Below are 18515 nucleotides of genomic sequence, written 5' to 3'. Positions count from 1 at the left end.
CATGTCCCGGTAACGGGCTGGGAGTGTTTTCGAGCACAGGTGATACATCCCCCGGATCACGGGCCCTTCAAGCCAGGGTGAGCCGTGTCTCTCCCGCGCCCCTCCTTGGCGGATCCGCACAGGGCACCCACAATGCCCCGTTAGTGTGGTGGTGCTGGCCGTCCGGTGATCTTTTCGTGACCTCGCAGACCTTGCCCGCCCCACCGGTACGGACCATGCAGCACCTGGAGGTACCTGCCGTGTCGTCCTTGCCCGTGGTCCTGACGGCCGTCGGTGCGTCGCCGTCCCCCTCGCCGTCGGATTCGGCGCGTCCGGTGCCGACGCTCCAGGACGCCCAGGAGAGCGCGACGAACGCGGCGAGCTGGGTCGAGCAGAACTGGTCGACCTGGCTCGCCATGGGCCTGCAGATCCTGCTGATCATCGTGGTGGCGGTCGCGCTGAGAGCGGTCGTGCGGCGGGCGATCACCAAGCTGATCGAGCGGATGGCCCGTACCGCGCAGGCCGTGGACGGCACCGCGCTGGGCGGGCTGCTGGTCAACGCGGAGCGGCGGCGGCAGCGGTCGGCGGCCATCGGGTCCGTGCTGCGGTCGGTGGCGAGCTTCCTGATCCTCGGCACGGCGGCGCTGATGGTGCTGTCCACCTTCAAGATCAACCTGGCGCCGCTGCTGGCGTCCGCCGGTGTCGCCGGCGTCGCGATCGGTTTCGGCGCCCGGAACCTGGTCACGGACTTCCTGTCCGGTGTGTTCATGATCCTGGAGGACCAGTACGGCGTCGGTGACGTGATCGACGCGGGCGTGGCCACCGGCGAGGTGATCGAGGTCGGGCTGCGCGTGACGAAGCTGCGCGGCGCCGAGGGCGAGATCTGGTACGTCCGCAACGGCGAGGTCAAGCGGATCGGCAACCTGTCCCAGGGCTGGGCGACGGCCGGCGTCGACGTGACCGTGCGCTCCGGCGAGGACCTGGACAAGGTCAAGGCGACGCTGGACGAGGTCGCCGAGAAGACGAGCAAGGAAGAGCCCTGGAACGAGCTGCTGTGGGGCCCGATCGAGGTCCTCGGCCTGGACTCCGTGCTCATCGACTCCATGGTGGTCCGCGTCTCCGCCAAGACCATGCCGGGCAAGTCCACCACCGTCGAGCGCGAGCTGCGCTGGCGCATCAAGCGCGCCTTCGACGCGGCGAGCATCCGCATCGTGGGCGGCGCGACGGCGGTCGAGGACGTGGCCGGGCTGCCCGACACCACCGCCGCGGTCGCCGCCCCCTCCGCCTTCTCCGACGCCGACTCCCCGCAGTCGATGGCCGCGACCCCGATCACCACCCAGCGGACGGCCCCGCCGAAGAAGTAGGAGAGCCCGGAAAGCGGGGGAACGGTTCAGCACGCTCGTTCGAGTGAAGGGGTGGGGCATTCCGGCGCGGGAGCGCCCGGGGTGCCCCACTGTTGTGCCGGGGCACCCGACGCGGGCTTAGCCTGGCATCGATGCGACAAGGAGAACGAGCGATGAGCGCCGGACCTCTCGTGGAGCCGATGATGACGCAGGACCCCATCGATCTGCTGATCGCGTTCGAGAAGGCGTCGGTGGCGCCGATTCGACCCGAGTACGTCGAGGGGACGGTCATCGTGCCGCCGCAACCGGACTACAACCACAGCAAGGGCGCAGTCAAGCTCACCTTCCAACTCCACATGGCCGGACTCGATCTGGCGGGTATGGGTATGGGCTTCCGCGCGGCCCATCAGGACGGCAGCACCATGGCACTGGTGATTCCCGACTTCTACGTCCTGCGCCGCGAGCCGACCGAGCTGGACAGCTCATATCTCAAGGTCCACAAGGGCTGGTACCCGATCGGCATGATCGCCCTGGTCGGCGAGGTCACGTCGTCCAACCACGCCATCGACACGGGCGCCAAGTTGGCCGCCTACGCCACCGCCGGAATCCCGGTCTACGTTCTGATCAACCGCGAGACCAGGACGGCCCACTGCTACACCGGCCCGACCCTGCCCGGCGACGACCCCACCGACGCCTACTACGAGAACGACACCAAGGTCGACCTGGGCGACCCCCTCCCCCTCCCCGCGCCGTACCCCGCCCTCGACACCACCCCCTTCCTCCAGGGCTGAGCCCGGGACGACCACCGCGTATTGACGCCTCCTCCGTGCCGGACTTACGTTCGCCTCGAACAGGAAAGTTTCCTGACAGTGAGGCGGGGGTCGGGACCCATGGCAGGAACGGCCGGTACACCGGGCACCCCTCGTGTGCTGCGCGCCATGAACGACCGCGCGGCCCTGGACCTGCTGCTGGAGCACGGGCCGTTGTCCCGGGCGCGGATAGGCAAGCTGACGGGACTGTCCAAGCCCACCGCCTCGCAACTGCTGGCCCGGCTGGAGGCGGCGGGGCTGGTGCGGGTCACCGGGACCACCGAAGGGCGGCCGGGGCCCGGCGCGCAGCTCTACGCGGTCGAGCCCGGCGCCGCGTACGCCGCGGGGCTCGACGTCACCCCGGGCCGCATCCGCGCCGCCGTCGCCGACCTCACGGGCCGCACGGTCGGCCGGTACGAGCTGCCCACCCCCGCCGAAGGACCCGAAGGACCCGCGCACTCCGTCGTGCGCCAGGTCACCGACGCCCTCGACGGCGCCGTGCGGTCGGCGGGGCTCACGCGCGGCGCGATACGCCGGCTCGTCATCGGCACGCCCGGCGCGTTCGACCCGAACACCGGCCGGCTGCGCTACGCCTCGCACCTGCCCGGCTGGCACTCCCCCGCGCTGCTCGACGAACTCGCCGCCGCGCTGCCGATGCCGGTCGGATACGAGAACGACGTCAACCTCGTCGCCCTCGCCGAACAGCGCCTCGGCGCCGCCCGCGGCCACGGGGACTTCGTGCTGCTGTGGAACGAGGCGGGCCTCGGCGCCGCCCTCGTCCTCGGCGGCCGGCTGCACCGCGGCTGGACCGGCGGCGCCGGCGAGGTCGGCTTCCTGCCGGTGCCGGGCACGCCCCTGGTGCGCCAGGTGACCCGGGCCAACCGCGGCGGCTACCAGGAGCTGGCCGGCGCCCAGGAGCTGCCGGGGCTGGCCCGTGCACTCGGGGTCCCGGACATACCGTCGGGGCCGTACCCCGAGGTGGCGCGGGAGCTGCTGGCCCGCGCCGCCGACCACGCGGGCGGCCCGCACCGGGAGCTGCTCCGGAGCTACGCGACCCGCCTCGCCACCGGGCTCGCCGCGCTCGTCTCGGTCCTCGACCCGGAACTCGTCGTGCTCGGCGGCTCCGCCCTGACCGCCGGCGGCGAGGTGCTGCGCGCCCTGATCCAGGCCGAGCTGGCCGAGCTGGCGGCGGCCCGGCCCCGGCTCGTCCTCGGCGACATCCGCGAACAGCCCGTCCTGCGCGGCGCGTTGGAGGCCGCGCTCGCCGCCACCCGCGACGAGGTCTTCGACACCGCGCGCTAACCGCGTCCCACTCACCGCAGTGAAGGGTTGATCTCTGCATGAAAATCACCGTGGTCGGCGGCGGCTCGACCTACACCCCCGAACTCGTCGACGGCCTCGCCCGGCTCAGGGACACCCTGCCCGTCGCGGAGCTGGTCCTGGTGGACCCGGCCGCCGAACGCCTGGAACTGGTCGGCGGACTGGCCCGGCGGATCTTCGCCAAGCAGGGGCACGGCGGCCGGATCGTGACCACCGCCGACCTGGACGCGGGCATCGACGGCGCCGACGCCGTGCTGCTCCAGCTGCGCGTCGGCGGGCAGGCGGCCCGGCAGCGGGACGAGACCTGGCCGCTGGAGTGCGGCTGCGTCGGCCAGGAGACCACCGGCGCGGGCGGCCTCGCCAAGGCGCTGCGCACCGTACCGGTGGTGCTGGACATCGCCGAGCGGGTCCGGCGCCGCAACCCCCGCGCCTGGATCATCGACTTCACCAACCCGGTCGGCATCGTCACCCGCGCCCTGCTGCACGCGGGGCACCGCGCGGTCGGCCTGTGCAACGTGGCGATCGGCCTCCAGCGCAAGTTCGCCGCCCACCTCGGGGTGACCCCGGCGGACGTGCACCTCGCGCACGTGGGGCTCAACCACCTCACCTGGGAGACCGCCGTCCGCCTCGGCGGCCCCGAGGGCGAGGACGTGCTGCCCGCGCTGCTCGCCGGGCACGGCGACGCCATCGCCGGTGACCTGCGCCTGCCGCGCGCCCTCCTCGACCGCCTCGGCGTCGTCCCCTCCTACTACCTGCGCTACTACTACGCCCACGACGAGGTCGTACGAGAGCTGCGCACCAAGCCGTCGCGCGCCGAGGAAGTGGCGCGGATGGAGCGGGAGTTGCTGGCGATGTACGGCGACCCGGCCCTGGACGAGAAACCGGCGCTGCTCGCCGGGCGGGGCGGGGCGTTCTACTCGGAGGCCGCGGTGGACCTGGCGGCGGCCCTGCTCGGAAACGAGAGCGGCGGGCCCGCTGGGCCCTCGGTCGGGGGTGGTGGCGGGCGACGGGCGGGCGGAAGCCCGTACCAGGTGGTGAACACGCTCAACGGGGGCACGCTGCCCTTCCTCCCCGACGACGCGGTGATCGAGGTGCAGGCGGCGGTCGGCCCGACCGGTCCCGTGCCGCTGCCCGTACCGAAGCTCGACCCGCTGTACGCGGGCCTGATCGCGAACGTGACGGCGTACGAGGAGCTGGCCCTGGAGGCGGCGTTGCGCGGCGGCCGGGACCGGGTCTTCCGCGCCCTGCTCGCCCACCCGCTGATCGGCCAGTACGACGCCGCCGAGGCCCTCACCGACAGCCTGGTCGCACACAACAGGGAGCATCTGGCGTGGGCCTGACCGAGACCGGCACCGCGACCGGCACGGCGAGCGTGCTCGCCATCGACGCGGGCAACAGCAAGACCGACGTGGCCGTGGTCAGCGCGGCCGGGGAGGTGCTCGCCACGGCGCGCGGCGGGGGCTTCCGGCCGCCCTCGGTGGGCGTGCCGGCGGCCCTGGACGCGCTCGCCGAGCCGGTGCGGCGGGCGCTGGCGGAAGCGGGCCTCGACTCCGTCACGCATGTCTCCGCCTGTCTGGCCAACGCCGATCTGCCCGTGGAGGAGGAGCGGTTGGCGACCGCCCTGCACGCGCGCGGGTGGGGCCGGGCGGTGGAGGTGCGCAACGACACCTTCGCGATCCTGCGCGCGGGCGTCGCCGAGCCCCGGGGCGTGGCGGTGGTCTGCGGCGCGGGCATCAACTGCGTGGGGATGCGGCCCGACGGCCGTACCGCCCGCTTCCCCGCGCTCGGCCGGATCTCCGGTGACTGGGGCGGCGGTTGGGGGCTCGCGGAGGAGGCGCTGTGGTGCGCGGCGCGGGCGGCGGACGGGCGGGGCGAGGCCACGGCGCTCGCGGACGCCCTGCCCGCCCACTTCGGGCTGCCCTCCATGTACGCGCTGATCGAGGCGCTGCACCTGGGGGACCTCGCGCCCGAGCGGCGAGGCGAGCTGGCCCCGGTGCTGTTCGCGACGGCGGCCGACGGCGACCCGGTGGCCCGCGCGATCGTGGACCGGCTGGCGCAGGAGGTGACGGTCATGGCCACGGTGGCCCTGACCCGCCTGGGCCTGCTGGACGAGCGGACCCCGGTGCTGCTCGGCGGCAGTGTGCTCACCGCCGGGCATCCGCAACTGGACGACGGGGTCCGCGCCCTGCTGGCGTCCCGTGCCCCGAAGGCCGCCGTCCGCGTCGTCCGCGCGCGCCCGGTCCTCGGCGCCGCGCTCCTCGGCCTGGACCGGCTGGGGGCGGCGGCGGGGGCGCGGGAGCGGGCGCGAAGGTACTGGGAGGCGCCCTGAACCCGCCCGCGCGGAAACGGTTTCCCCCGGTCGTGCCAAGTCCCGCCCGAGGAACCGAACATGTGCTCCGTGCGTGTATACGGACAGCGCGCACTGAGATCCGCGCAAGATCCAGTGAAGGCCGGTGCGGAACGGCACTCCGTGCGGCGATACTTGGCTGCGTACGGATGACCATGGGGGAGGTCGAGTGACACACCCGCCGCAGAGCGCAGCACCACCGGTCGTGGGTTCCGCCGCGCCCGCCGCCCCCGGCATCCCCGCACAACCCGGACCGCCGTCCCCCGTGCCCCACCCGCCGCACCCGCCGCAGTCCCGGCGCTCCGCCTTCGCCGAGGGCGCCGAGAAGCTGCGGGCCGCCGCGACCACCGAGCCGGGCCGGCTGCGCCTCATCGGTGCCGTGCTCGCGCTGCTGGTCGTGGCGTTCGGGGCGGTCACCGCCTGGCAGAGCAGCGAGCGCGCGGCCGCCGCGGACGACGTGCTGCACCGCAGCCAGCCGCTCAGCTCCGGCGCCGCCGACATCTACCGCGCGCTGGCGGACGCCAACACCGCCGCCTCCAGCGGCTTCCTGGCGGGCGGCCAGGAGCCGGCCGCCACCCGCGACCGGTACGAGAACGACATCCGCGCGGCCGCCTCCGGACTGGTCACGGCCGCCGCCAACGCCGAGCCCGGCTCCGCCTCCAAGGCCACCATCGCCCGCCTGAACCGGCTGCTGCCCGAGTACAAGGGCCTCATCGAGCAGGCCCGCACCTACAACCGGCAGGGCTACCCGGTCGGCGGCGCCTACCTCAGGTACGCCGACGAGAAGATGCAGCAGATGCTCAAGGACGCGGAGGACCTCTACACCAGGGAGAACGCGCGCCTGGACGCCGACTACGGGGACGCGACGCCGTACCCCTGGGCGGCCATCGCGCTCGGCGTGCTCAGCCTCGCCGCGCTCGGCTGGGCCCAGCGCCGCGACTACCGGCGGACGAACCGCGTGCTCAACCACGGCCTGGTCGCCGCCGGTTCCGCGACGGTGATCGCCCTGCTGTGGCTCACCGTCGGGCACACCGTCGCCCGCACCGAGCTGAACGGCTCGTACGACCACGGCATCCGCTCCCTGACCGTCCTGCACGACGCCCGCATCGCCTCCCTGAAGGCCCGGGGCAACGAGAACCTGGGCCTGGTCGCGCGCGGCGCCAAGACCATCACGGTCGACGGCAAGCAGTACGACGCCTACTACTACGGCTTCGACGAGGACATGACGGTGCTCGGCAGGGGGCTGGGCCGGGCGGAGCGGCTCGCCGACGACTCCGACGGCACCGCGCACGTCAAGGCGGCCGAGGCCAGCACGACGCTGTGGAAGCAGCGGCACGTCGCGGCCCGCGCCGAGGACGAGAACGGCAACTACCGGCAGGCGCTGGAGAAGGTGATCGGCGCCAAGGGCACCACCGGTGAGTGCTTCGACGACGTCGACAGCGAACTCGTCGACGCGATAGGCCATGAGCAGGCCGAGTTCCACCGGGCCGCGACGGCCGGGCGGGACGCCATGACCGGGCTGCCCGCCGGGGCCGGTGCCCTCGCGGTGCTCGGCGCGGCGGGCGCGCTCGCAGGGCTCGGTCGCAGGCTTTCGGAGTACCGGTGAGAAGGGGCGGAGCGATGGACGCGAGCCGGCTGCGCGGCTGGGGCGGGGTCGGCACGATGGCGGCCCTGTGCGCCCTGGCGCTGGCATTCGTCCTGCTGCTGCCGTGCACCCAGACCCCGCACCACCGGCCCGCGCCGGACCGGGCCGGGCAGCAGCTCGCCGAGGGCAGCCAGGTGCGGGCCGACGCCTGCCAGGACTCCGAGGCGCACGAGCAGACCCTCGCCCCGTCGGGCGCGGACGGTCCCACCATCGACGCCATCAAGGCCCGCCAGGGCGACCGGCGCAAGCTGATCGTCGGCGTCGACCAGGACAGCTACCGCTGGGGCTACCGCAACCCCAACGCCGAGGGCGCCCAGCTGGAGGGCTTCGACATCGACCTGGTGCAGCGCATCGCCGAGGACATCCTCGGCGACCCGCACGCGGTCCAGTTCAAGGCGATACCGACCAACCAGCGCATCTCGGCGCTCCAGGGCGACCGCGTCGACATGGTCGTGCGGACCATGACCATCAACTGCGAGCGGCTCGGCGAGGTGGCGTTCTCGGCGCCGTACTTCAAGACCGGCCAGCAGGTGCTCGCGCCCAAGTCGTCCTCGATCACCGGGTACAACGACACGCTGGCGCACAAGAAGGTGTGCACGGCGGCCGGTTCGACGGGGTACACCAAGCTGGTCGCGGACCAGAAGGCCGGGCAGCTGCCCGCCTCCACCGACATCTCCACCACGGTGCCCAACCAGCTCGACTGCCTGGTGCGGCTCCAGCTCGGCGAGGTGGACGCGGTGGTCACCGACGGCGCCCTCGCCGCGAGCCAGGCCGCCCAGGATCCGACCGTGGAGCTCAAGGGCGCGCCGTTCACGACCGAGTACTACGGAGTGGCGATGAAGCAGGACGCCTCCGATCTGGTACGCCGGGTCAACCAGATCCTGGTCGGCTACCGCGCGAACGGCTGGCAGCGGTCGTACGACACATGGCTGTCGGCCACACTGGGCAGGGACTCCTCGCCGTCCAAGCCACCCAGGCCGCGGTACCTGCGCACCAGTTGAACCCCAGCCGACCGGAACACACAGCAAGCGAGAGGTGATCGATGGGCGTCACGGACCCCGCCGGGCCGGTGATGGACCGGGACGAGGTGGACCGTGCGCTGGCGCGGCTCGGCCAGGAGCACGAGGCGATCGAGACCTCGCTGCTCGCCCTTCAGGACCACGCGGGCCGCAGACTCCTGGAGGGCGCCGAACTGACCGGCGTCACCCAGGAGCGCTGGCAGGCCACGGAGACGCGGATCACCCTGCTGTGGTCGTACTTCGACGCCTACACGGCCGCGCTGCGCGGCGCCCGTGAGATCCGGGCCCGGCGCCGCTGGGCCAGCCGTGAGGACCTGGCCGAGCTGACCGAACTGCTGCGCGGCACCTCCGTGGCGGTCCCCGGGTCCCCGAGCGGCAGGCTCAGCGAGAGCTTCTCGCTGGCCGAGCTGGTGGACCGGATGAACGACCTGTACGCGACCAGCCTGGACCTGGTCGTCACCGCCGACGCGGTCTGGTCGGCGCTGCCCGCGCGGATCGACCTCCTGGCCGCCGAGCTCCAGCGCACCCGGCAGCTCGCGCACTCCGTCGGCGTGCGCCCCGGCGAACACCCGGCCGGGGACGACCTGGAGCGGATCACCCGCACCCTGACCCGGCTGCGCGAGGACGTGATCCGCGACCCGCTCGCCTTCTGGGTGCCCGCCCAGGGCAGTTCGGCGCCCGGCGGCGGCCGCCCGGACACCCGGGTGTACGACCGCGAGGCGCGCGCCCTGGAGGACGTGCGGCGGGAGATCGACGCGGTGCTGACCGTGCGCCAGGACGCCGAGGCCCGGCTGATCCGCCTCCGGGACGTCCTCTCGCGCGCGGACCGCACGCTCGCCGAGGCCCGGACCGCGCGCGGCGAGGTGCTGGCGAAGATCGCCGCCACCGAGGTGCCGGTGGTCAGCGGCCCGCCGACCGTGCTCCAGGAGCAGCTCGCGACGGCGGCCGAGTACCGGCGGGCCGCCCAGTGGCACCGGCTGTCCCCGCTGCTGGAGTCCCTTGAGCAGAAGGCGGAGGACGAACTGCTGCGCGCCCGCGAACAGTTGACGGCGGTGACCGCGCCGCTCGCGGTCCGCGCCGAACTGCGCGGCCGACTCGACGCCTACAAGGCGAAGGTGGCCCGGCACGGCCTGGCCGAGGACCCGTTCCTGGTGGAGCGGTACGACGCCGCCCGGCGGATGCTGTGGAGCGCGCCCTGTGACCTGCGCGTGGCCGAGGGCGCGGTGCTGCGCTACCAGCGGGCGGCGGCCGAACTGCTGGACACCGCGCCCGAGGACCGTGAGGGGGGCCGGCGATGAGCGGAACCGGGCGGGCCTGTCAGCGGCCGGGCTGCGAGGGGTCGTACGAGGACGTCGGCGGCGGCGAGCTGTACTGCGACACCTGCGGCCTGGCGCCCGTGGTGTCGGCCGGGGGTCTTCCCTCCGGGGGCGGGATGGTCGGCTCGCTGCCCACCGGGCTCACCCGGGGCGCGCCGGACAGCCGCGGCTCCGGCAGCGCCCGCAGCGCGCGGACGTCCTCGCAGTCGGCCAGGTCGCGGCGCTCGGTGTCCGGGCGCCTCTCGCGGTCCCTGTCGGGCGGCGCCACCGCCCCCTCGGTGTCGGTGCGCAGCTCCGGCTCCGCGTCGGGGTCCTCCGGCCGGGGGCGGCTGGGCGCGGGCCTCGTGCAGGTGCCGCAGGTGCCGCGGCCCGACCCGCGCACCATGGTCCTCGACCACCCCGAGGTGCCCGAACGCAAGCGGTTCTGCTCCCGCTCGGACTGCGGGGCGCCGGTCGGCCGGGCCCGCGGGGAGCGGCCGGGCCGCACCGAGGGCTTCTGCACCAAGTGCGGCCACCCGTACTCGTTCGTGCCCAAGCTGAAGGCCGGGGACATCGTGCACGGCCAGTACGAGGTCGCGGGGTGCCTCGCGCACGGCGGCCTGGGCTGGATCTACCTCGCCGTGGACCGGGCCGTCTCCGACCGCTGGGTGGTCCTCAAGGGCCTGCTGGACACCGGCGACCAGGACGCGATGGCCGCGGCGATCTCCGAGCGGCGCTTCCTCGCGGAGATCGAGCACGCCAACATCGTGCGGATCTACAACTTCGTGGAGCACCTGGACCAGCGCACCGGCTCCCTCGACGGCTACATCGTCATGGAGTACGTCGGCGGCAAGTCCCTCAAGGAGATCGCCAACGCCCGCCGCACTCCGGAGGGCAGGCGCGACCCGCTGCCGGTGGAACAGGCGTGCGCGTACGGCATCGAGGCGCTGGAGGCGCTCGGCCATCTGCACAGCCGCAACCTGCTGTACTGCGACTTCAAGGTCGACAACGCCATCCAGACCGAGGACCAGCTCAAGCTGATCGACATGGGCGCGGTGCGCCGCATGGACGACGACGAGTCCGCGATCTACGGCACGGTGGGCTACCAGGCGCCCGAGGTCGCCGAGGTCGGCCCGTCGGTGGCGAGCGACCTCTACACCGTGGGCCGCACCCTCGCCGTGCTGACCTTCGACTTCCAGGGCTACACCAACGTCTACGCCGACTCGCTGCCCGACCCCGACACCATCGAGGTCTTCCGCCGCTACGAGTCCTTCTACCGCTTCCTGGTCCGCGCCACCGACCCCGACCCGGCCCGCCGCTTCGGCTCCGCCCAGGAGATGGCCGAGCAGTTGACGGGGGTGCTGCGGGAGGTCGTGTCCCTCCAGACGGGCCAGGCGCGGCCCGCCCTGTCGACCTTGTTCGGGCCCGAAGCGCGGGTCACGGACACGGAGTTGTTCCCCCGGCTGGAGGGGGACGTGTCGCGCCTGGGCGCGCGGGAGACCGCGGGACGCGGGCGGGGGCGGACCGGCCGGCCCGCCCCGGCCGCGGCTCCACCGGCCGCCCTGGTCAAGCCGCTCGACTTCGCCGCCGTGGCGCTCGCGCTGCCCATGCCCCTGGTCGACGCGAACGATCCCAACGCCGGGTTCCTGGCGGGGCTCGTGGCGTCCGCGCCCGGGGAGCTGATCGGGGCGCTGGCGGCGGCGCCCGCGCAGAGCGTGGAGACGCGGCTCAGGCAGGTGCGGGCGCGCCTGGAGACCGGGGACCACTACGGCGCCGCGGCCGTCCTCGCCTCGCTGGACGAGGAGCGGCCCGAGGACTGGCGGGTGGTCTGGTACCGGGGCCTGGCCGCGCTGGTCACCGGCGACTTCCAGGGGGCCGCGCTCGCCTTCGACGCCGTCTACGACGCCTTCCCCGGCGAGGCCACGCCCAAGCTGGCGCTCGCCGCCTGCGCGGAGGTGCTGGGCCAGTTGGACAACGCGGCCGAGTACTACCACCTGGTGTGGGCGACCGATCCCAGCTATGTGAGCGCCGCCTTCGGACTCGCCCGGGTGCATCTCGCCGCCGGGGACCGGCAGGCCGCGGTGCGCACGCTGGAGTCGGTGCCGGAGTCGTCCATCCACTACACGGCCGCCCGGGTCGCCGCCGTCCGGGCCCGGCTCAGACAGCGCACCGCGGGCGCGGGCGACCTGCCGTTCCTGGACGACCTGACCGCCGCCGCCGGGCAGGTCGAGGCGTTGCAGGCGTACGGTCTCGACCCGGCGCGGCGCGAGGTGCTGTCGGCGGAAGTGCTCGGTTGTGCGCTGGACTGGATACTCTCCGGGGGCCAGGACACCGCCCGGCCGGCCGCCGGCGGGCGGGTGCTGCTGGGCAGCGGGCTGGACGAGCGGGGTTTGCGCTTCGGCCTGGAGCGCGCCTACCGGGCGCTGGCCCGGCTGGCGCCCGGCGGCGAGGAGAGGATCGAACTGGTGGAACGGGCCAACCGTTACCGCCCCCGGACGTGGGTGTAGTTGATGTCGCAGATGCCCCAGCAGGCCGCACCGGCCACGTGCCCGAGCTGCGCGGAGCCCGTCGAGCCGGACGACCTCTTCTGTGGTGCGTGCGGGCACGACCTCTCGGTGGTGCCCGCCCCGCCCCAGGACCACCCGACGCTGACCATGACCGGACCACCGGCCCCCGGCACCCCGGCTCCCGGCACCCCGGCTCCGGGCACCCCCGGGCCCGGCTCCCCGGCGCCCGGGAACGGCGTGCGGTGGCCCGCCCCCGAGCCGCCCGGCACCGGCTCCGCCTCCCCCGCGACGCATCTGCCGACCGACCTGCCCGGCACCGACTCGGGCGGCCACCCGCTGCACCCCGGCGAACCGGAGGCGCCCGCCGCACAGCCCGCGTCCGGCGTCCGCTTCGACCGCCCGGCGGAACCCGAGGAGTACCCCTTGCAGGCCCCCGATCCCCGCGCGGCGAACGAGACCCCCGCACCGGAGCGGTCCGCCGAGCACGCGCAGCCCGCCACGACCTGTGTCGCCTGCCGGGACGGCCGCGTGGACAGCGACGGCTACTGCGAGAACTGCGGCCACGCCCAGCCCCGCGAACGCGACCACATGGAGCGGGAGTCGGGCCCGGTGGCCGCCGTCAGCGACCGCGGGCTGCGCCACCACCGCAACGAGGACTTCTTCGCCCTCGGCCACACCGCGCTGCCCGACGGCAGCCCCGCCACGCACGCCGTCGTCTGCGACGGCGTCTCCTCGGCGACCCGCCCCGACGAGGCCTCGGCCGCCGCCGCGCGCGCGGCCGGTGACATCCTGCTCGCCGCCCTGCCGCGCGGCACGCACCCGCAGACGGCCATGCACGAGGCGATCGTCGCCGCCGCCCAGGCCGTCAACGCGCTCGCCGGGGAACCGGACGCGGCCCGCGAGCACGACCCGCACCAGAACGCGCCGGCCTGCACCATCGTCTCCGCCGTGGTCGCCGCCGGGCTCCTGGTGGTCGGCTGGGTCGGCGACAGCCGCGCCTACTGGGTGCCGGACGACCGCAGCGCGCCGCCCGCGCGGCTGACCGAGGACGACTCCTGGGCCGCGCAGATGGTCGCCGCCGGACTGATGAGCGAGGCCGAGGCGTACGCCGACGAGCGCGCCCACGCGATCACCGGCTGGCTCGGCGCGGACGCCTACGAACTGGACCCGCACACCGCGTCGTTCAAGCCGGACCGGCCCGGCGTCGTGGTGGTGTGCACCGACGGGCTGTGGAACTACGCCGAGACGGCCCAGGAGATGGCCGAGACGATCCCGGCGGACGCCGCCGTCCGGCCGCTGCACAGCGCCCGCGTCCTGGTCGGCCACGCCCTGGACGGCGGGGGCCACGACAACGTAACAGTGGCGGTCCTGCCGTTCCCGGCGGCGCCGCAGGGGGCAGGATCGGCCTGAGGCCACGGGTCGGAGGGGACCGGCCCGGACACAGCCATCGCCGTGCGTAAGCGCGGCGGTCGAGGGGGATTTGAGTACGTATGGCCAATTTCGCGAAACCGAGCGTGCCACGGTTCTCGGTGGACGTGTACCAGAACGAGTACCTGCCCGAGGGGGGCCGCGAGGTCAACGCCATCGTCACGGTGACGTCGACGGGCGGCGGCACGCTCGGCGCCGGCATCGGCCCGGCCACCTCCGGCGGGCGGCCCTCCGCCGCCGTGGCGATCATGGTGGACTGCTCGGGCTCCATGGACTACCCGCCGACGAAGATGCGCAACGCCCGGGACGCCACGGCCGCCGCCGTCGACACCCTGCGCGACGGCACCCACTTCGCGGTGATCGGCGGCACCCACACGGCCGCCGAGGTCTACCCCGGCGGCGACCGCCTCGCGATCGCGGGCCCCGCCACCCGGGCGGAGGCCAAGCAGGCGCTACGACGACTCGCCGCGGGCGGCGGCACGGCCATCGGCACCTGGCTGCGCCTCGCCGACCGGCTGCTGTCCTCGGCGGACGTCACCCTGCGGCACGGCATCCTGCTCACCGACGGGCGCAACGAGCACGAGTCGCCCGAGGACCTGCGCGCCGCCCTCGACGCCTGCGCCGGACGGTTCACCTGCGACGCGCGGGGCGTGGGCACCGACTGGGAAGTGAAAGAAGTCACAGGGATCGCCTCCGCGCTCCTCGGCACCGCCGACATCGTCGCCGATCCGGCGGGCCTCGCCGCCGACTTCACGCGCATGATGGAGGCGGCGATGGGCAAGGAGGTCGCCGACGTCGCCCTGCGGGTGTGGACGCCGGTCGGCACCGCCATCCGCTTCGTCAAGCAAGTCGCCCCCGCCGTCGAGGACTTGACCGCCCGCCGCACCGAGGCCGGGCCGCGCGCCGGGGACTATCCGACCGGCTCCTGGGGCGACGAGTCCCGCGACTACCACCTGTGCCTGGAGGTCCCGCCGGCCGGCCTGGGCCGCGAAATGCTGGCCGCGCGGCTGTCGTTGGTGGTTCCGCAGGCCGGGGAGACCTCCGGTGCGGCCCAGAATCTCGGCGCGCAGGGTCTCGTACGAGCCGTATGGACCGACGACATGACGGCCTCCACCGCGATCAGCCCCCAGGTGGCCCACTACACAGGACAGGCTGAACTGGCACAAGTCATCAAGCAAGGGCTCGACCTTCGCAAAGTGGGCGATTTCGACGGAGCAACGGCCAAACTGGGGCGGGCCGTTCAACTGGCGAGCGCCTCGGGGAACGCGGATACTGCGAAACTGCTTTCGAAGGTGGTGGACGTGGTCGACGCCGCGACAGGTACTGTGCGGTTGAAGACGAGGGTCGCGGAGGCCGACGAGATGACTCTGGAGACCCGGTCCACAAAGACTGTTCGTGTAAAGAAGTGACCCTGGAAGCGACCCTAGCGATCCAGCCGGACCCGTAGGAAGAAGGGGAAGCACCGACATGCCGACCTGCCCGAACGGACACCAGTCGGGTTCCGACGACTGGTGCGAGGTCTGCGGTCACCGCATGGCCGGTGCCGTACCTCCGCCCCCTCCGCCTCCGCCGCCCGGCGGTTACGGCTTCCCGCCCCCGGGGGCCGGCCGGCAGGGCACCCGCCCGCCGGCCGCCGCCGCGGAGGCGGAGCTGTGCCCGCAGTGCCGCACGCCCCGTGAGGGCGGCGCGCCCTTCTGCGAGGAGTGCCGGTGGAACTTCCTGACCAACACCGCGACCTCGTACACCCCGGCGGCCCCGCGCCCCTCGGGGCCGCACTTCCAGTCGCCGAACGCGCCGTTCGGCGGCGGCGGTGACGGATACGAGTACCAGGGCTCGCGGCCCTCGCAGGTGAACCGTCCGGCCGAGCCGATCCCGCCGTTCGGCGGCGAGCCGTCGGGGCCGACCCCGTTCGAGCGCACGCCGCCGAGCCCGCCGACGTCGCCCGGCCCGCCGCCCCCGCCCGCCTTCGGGCGGATCCCGGGTCAGGGGGCGCCCGGCGCGCCGTCCGGTCCCGGTCAGGGCCCCGGCGGCCAGAACCAGGGCGGCTACGGCTACCCCCAGCCCGGCACCCCGGGCGCCCCGAACGGCTTCCCCGGCCCCGGCGGCCCGGCCGGCCGCCCCTCCCCCTTCGGCAACAACGGTCCGGGGCAGGGTCCGGGTGCCGGTGGTCCGGCCGGTGGTCCGGCAGGCGGCCCCGCCGGTCCCGGCCAGGGCCCCGGCGGCCAGAACCAGGGCGGCTACGGCTACCCCCAGCCCGGCACCCCGGGCGCCCCGAACGGCTTCGGCGACCGGGGTCCCGGTGCCGGTGGTCCGGCCGGCGGCACCTCGCCCTTCGGCAACAACGGTCCCGGCCAGGGCCCCTTCGGCGGCGACCCCTCCCGTGCCGTCCCGCCCCCGCCCGGCCCGACGCCGCCCGCCGGTCCCGGCGGTCCCGGTGGCGCCCCGCAGGCGTTCCCGTCGGCCGGCGGCCCGCCCGCGCCCCCCGCGTTCCCGCAGGAGACCGGCCGGCCCCCGGTCGGCGGCCCGCCCGGCGGTCCCGCCGGTGGCCCGGCCTCCGGCGGTCCCTCCTTCGGCGGCGGTGACGACGACTGGGTGATCTCCCCGCCGTCGTCCGCCGACCCCACCGGTCCCGGCCAGGGCGGCGGCTACGGCTACCCCCAACCCGGCGGCACCCGGGCCCCCTCGGGCCCCGGCTTCCAGAAGGCCCCGGCGGGCCCCGGCTTCCCGGACGCGCCGGGCCAGTCGACCTGGACCGCGACCATCGGGCCGGACCGCGAGTACTTCATGGCGATGATGCAGCGCTCGGGCCCCGAGGCCACGGGCCTGAACCTGCCCGCGTACTCCCCCGAGCAGCAGCGCACCCTCACCGGTGACCAGGTGACGATCGGCCGCCGCCGGCACTCCACCGGCGACACCCCGGACATCGACCTGGCGGTGCCGCCGGAGGACCCGGGCGTCTCGCACCAGCACGCGATGCTGGTGCAGCAGCCGGACGGGAGCTGGGCGGTGGTCGACCAGAACTCGACCAACGGCACCACGGTCAACATGTCGGAGGAGCCGATCCAGCCGTTCGTGCCGGTTCCGCTGCGGGACGGCGACCGGGTGCACGTGGGCGCCTGGACGACGATCACCGTCCGCCGGGGCTGAGCACCGGCGGCGGGGCGGTCACGGCAGGGGCCAGGTGTACGGCCCCCGCGGGTCGTCCAGCCAGGCCCGGCCGCTGCCGCCGGCGAGCGTGACGCCGTACCGTTCGCGCTCCGGCTGCTCCGCGCGCTCCCACAGCGCGTACGCCTCCCGCGGGTCGAGCGCGCCCCGGGTCAGCGCCAGCAGGAAGAGGAAGGTGTCCTGCTCGCGGGCCCGGCGCGGCAGCCCCGCGACGGAGAGGTCCGCCGGCTCGGCCCGCTCCTGCCCGCGCAGCGGCACGAAGTAGGCGGCCGTGGACAGGAAGCGGCCCTCGGCGTGCTCCGCGTCCCGCACGGTGAGCAGCAGCAGTCCGGTGGCCAGCGGGATCAGGACGCGGCCGCCGGGGCGGCACTGGGCGAGCCAGGCGCGCGGCACCGTGGGCAGCGCGCAGGTCGCGATGATCCGGTCGAAGGGGGCGCGTTCGGGCACTCCGCGCGCCCCGTCACCGGTGACGACCCTCGGGTGGTAGCCGGCGGCGGCCAGATGCAGGCGCGCGGACTCGGTGATCTCCGGCTCCAGATCGACGGTGGTGACGAGATCGTCGTCGCCGAGCCGCCGGGCGAGCAGGGCCGCGTTGTACCCGGTGCCCGCGCCCACCTCCAGGACCCGGTCGCCGTCCTCGACGCGCAGCGCGGCCAGCATCCGGGCCATCAGGGAGGGCTGGCTGCTGGAGGACACCAGCTCGCCGTCGCGCAGCCGGGTGGCCAGCGGCTCGTCCGCGTAGGCGCCGCGCACCCAGCAGGCGCGGGCGCGGGGATCGGGACTCTCGCCCCAGCGCCGCTCGTAGCCGCGGGGCCCGGCGACGAAGTAGTACGGCACGAACAGGTGCCGGGGCACCTCCGCGAACGGCTCCCGCCACCGCGGGTCCGCCGCGAAGGCACCCTCCGCCGCGATCTCCCGCACCAGCGCGGCCCGCGCGGCGGCGGCGAGTTCCTCGGTCCGTGCGTCGTAACCGGCCATACGACCACCGTAGGCACCTCTGTGCCCAAGGCCTGAATCCCCGGCCGCTCCGTCTGAGACCATGGACGGGTGAATGAGATTCGGCGCGGCACGCTTCAGGAGCAGACCTTCTACGAGCAGGTCGGCGGGGAGGACACCTTCCGCCGGCTCGTCCACCGTTTCTACGAGGGGGTCGCCGAGGACCCGGAGCTGCGGGCGATGTACCCGGAGGAGGACCTGGGCCCGGCCGAGGAGCGCCTCACGCTCTTCCTGATGCAGTACTGGGGCGGCCCCACCACCTACAGCGAGCGCCGCGGCCACCCCCGGCTGCGGATGCGGCACGCCCCGTTCACGGTGGACCGGGCGGCGCACGACGCCTGGCTGCGGCACATGCGGACGGCCGTGGACGAGCTGGGGCTGTCCGAGGAGCACGAGCGGACGCTGTGGAACTACCTGACGTACGCCGCCGCGTCGATGGTCAACACCCCCGACTGATCGGGCTGATCGCTCTGACCGGTCTGATCGCTCTGATCGCTCTGATCCGGCTGATCCGGCTGATCCGGCTGATCCGGCTCTCGCGAACGCCGGATTCCGGTCGACCGTTGCCGGAATCCGGTCACGATCCGGTATAGACCGGTCGACGACGGCTTACCCCGCCCCCGTCCGCTCTGTCACCATCGCCCGAAGTCCTGGAGCTTGTC

14 protein-coding genes are annotated in these 18515 nt (G+C 74.4%); 13 read left to right on the top strand and 1 reads right to left on the bottom strand.

From position 1 onward, the window contains the following. Window positions 1-215 precede the first annotated feature (215 nt). The 12 genes from AB0927_RS01725 (at window position 216) to AB0927_RS01670 (ending at window position 16839) form a co-directional block, all read left to right on the top strand. Complete coding sequence (locus AB0927_RS01725; RefSeq protein ID WP_366665537.1) at window positions 216-1343, top strand: mechanosensitive ion channel family protein; 1128 nt, start codon at window positions 216-218, stop codon at window positions 1341-1343. A 152-nt stretch (window positions 1344-1495) separates the two neighbouring features. After that, the gene (locus tag AB0927_RS01720) at window positions 1496-2113 is read left to right on the top strand and encodes a Uma2 family endonuclease (protein ID WP_366665454.1); all 618 of its coding nucleotides are present in this window, start codon (window positions 1496-1498) and stop codon (window positions 2111-2113) included. Between the two features lie 99 nt (window positions 2114-2212). Beyond that, a complete protein-coding gene (locus AB0927_RS01715; RefSeq protein ID WP_366665453.1) occupies window positions 2213-3433 on the top strand; it encodes an ROK family transcriptional regulator in 1221 nt (406 codons plus the stop codon). A 38-nt stretch (window positions 3434-3471) separates the two neighbouring features. Next, window positions 3472-4791, top strand: coding sequence for a 6-phospho-beta-glucosidase (locus tag AB0927_RS01710; RefSeq protein ID WP_366665452.1), 1320 nt, complete (start codon window positions 3472-3474; stop codon window positions 4789-4791). Then, window positions 4782-5780, top strand: a complete 999-nt coding sequence (locus tag AB0927_RS01705; protein WP_366665451.1) for a BadF/BadG/BcrA/BcrD ATPase family protein — start codon at window positions 4782-4784, stop codon at window positions 5778-5780. The genes AB0927_RS01710 and AB0927_RS01705 overlap by 10 nt, the downstream gene beginning before the upstream one ends. Window positions 5781-6033: 253 nt before the next feature. After that, entirely contained in the window at window positions 6034-7404 is a 1371-nt protein-coding gene (locus AB0927_RS01700) for a hypothetical protein (RefSeq protein ID WP_366665536.1), read from the top strand. A 14-nt stretch (window positions 7405-7418) separates the two neighbouring features. Then, window positions 7419-8444: a glutamate ABC transporter substrate-binding protein gene (locus tag AB0927_RS01695; protein ID WP_366665450.1), complete on the top strand. Its 1026-nt coding sequence runs from the start codon at window positions 7419-7421 to the stop codon at window positions 8442-8444. Window positions 8445-8485: 41 nt separating this feature from the next. Next, window positions 8486-9760: a hypothetical protein gene (locus tag AB0927_RS01690; protein WP_366665449.1), complete on the top strand. Its 1275-nt coding sequence runs from the start codon at window positions 8486-8488 to the stop codon at window positions 9758-9760. Next, entirely contained in the window at window positions 9757-12264 is a 2508-nt protein-coding gene (locus AB0927_RS01685) for a tetratricopeptide repeat protein (protein WP_366665448.1), read from the top strand. The genes AB0927_RS01690 and AB0927_RS01685 overlap by 4 nt, the downstream gene beginning before the upstream one ends. A 3-nt stretch (window positions 12265-12267) precedes the next feature. Beyond that, window positions 12268-13674 carry a PP2C family serine/threonine-protein phosphatase gene (locus AB0927_RS01680; RefSeq protein WP_366665447.1) on the top strand — a complete coding sequence of 469 codons (1407 nt, stop codon included), beginning with the start codon at window positions 12268-12270 and terminating at the stop codon, window positions 13672-13674. 80 nt (window positions 13675-13754) lie between these two features. Beyond that, window positions 13755-15101: a VWA domain-containing protein gene (locus tag AB0927_RS01675; RefSeq protein ID WP_366665446.1), complete on the top strand. Its 1347-nt coding sequence runs from the start codon at window positions 13755-13757 to the stop codon at window positions 15099-15101. Window positions 15102-15159: 58 nt separating this feature from the next. Continuing rightward, window positions 15160-16839, top strand: coding sequence for an FHA domain-containing protein (locus AB0927_RS01670; protein ID WP_366665445.1), 1680 nt, complete (start codon window positions 15160-15162; stop codon window positions 16837-16839). An 18-nt stretch (window positions 16840-16857) separates the two neighbouring features. Here the strand turns inward: AB0927_RS01670 and AB0927_RS01665 are convergent, their stop codons facing one another. Next, a complete protein-coding gene (locus AB0927_RS01665) occupies window positions 16858-17835 on the bottom strand; it encodes a methyltransferase domain-containing protein (protein ID WP_366665444.1) in 978 nt (325 codons plus the stop codon). A gap of 69 nt (window positions 17836-17904) precedes the next feature. Here AB0927_RS01665 and AB0927_RS01660 point away from each other — a divergent pair, with 69 nt between their 5' ends. Beyond that, complete coding sequence (locus tag AB0927_RS01660; RefSeq protein ID WP_366665443.1) at window positions 17905-18309, top strand: globin; 405 nt, start codon at window positions 17905-17907, stop codon at window positions 18307-18309. Window positions 18310-18515 lie beyond the last annotated feature (206 nt).

Source organism: Streptomyces sp. NPDC048106, from assembly GCF_040706415.1.
GTDB lineage: Bacteria > Actinomycetota > Actinomycetes > Streptomycetales > Streptomycetaceae > Streptomyces.
Note: the sequence above shows the minus strand (reverse complement) of the source record. Positions and strands in the feature narration are given on the sequence as shown.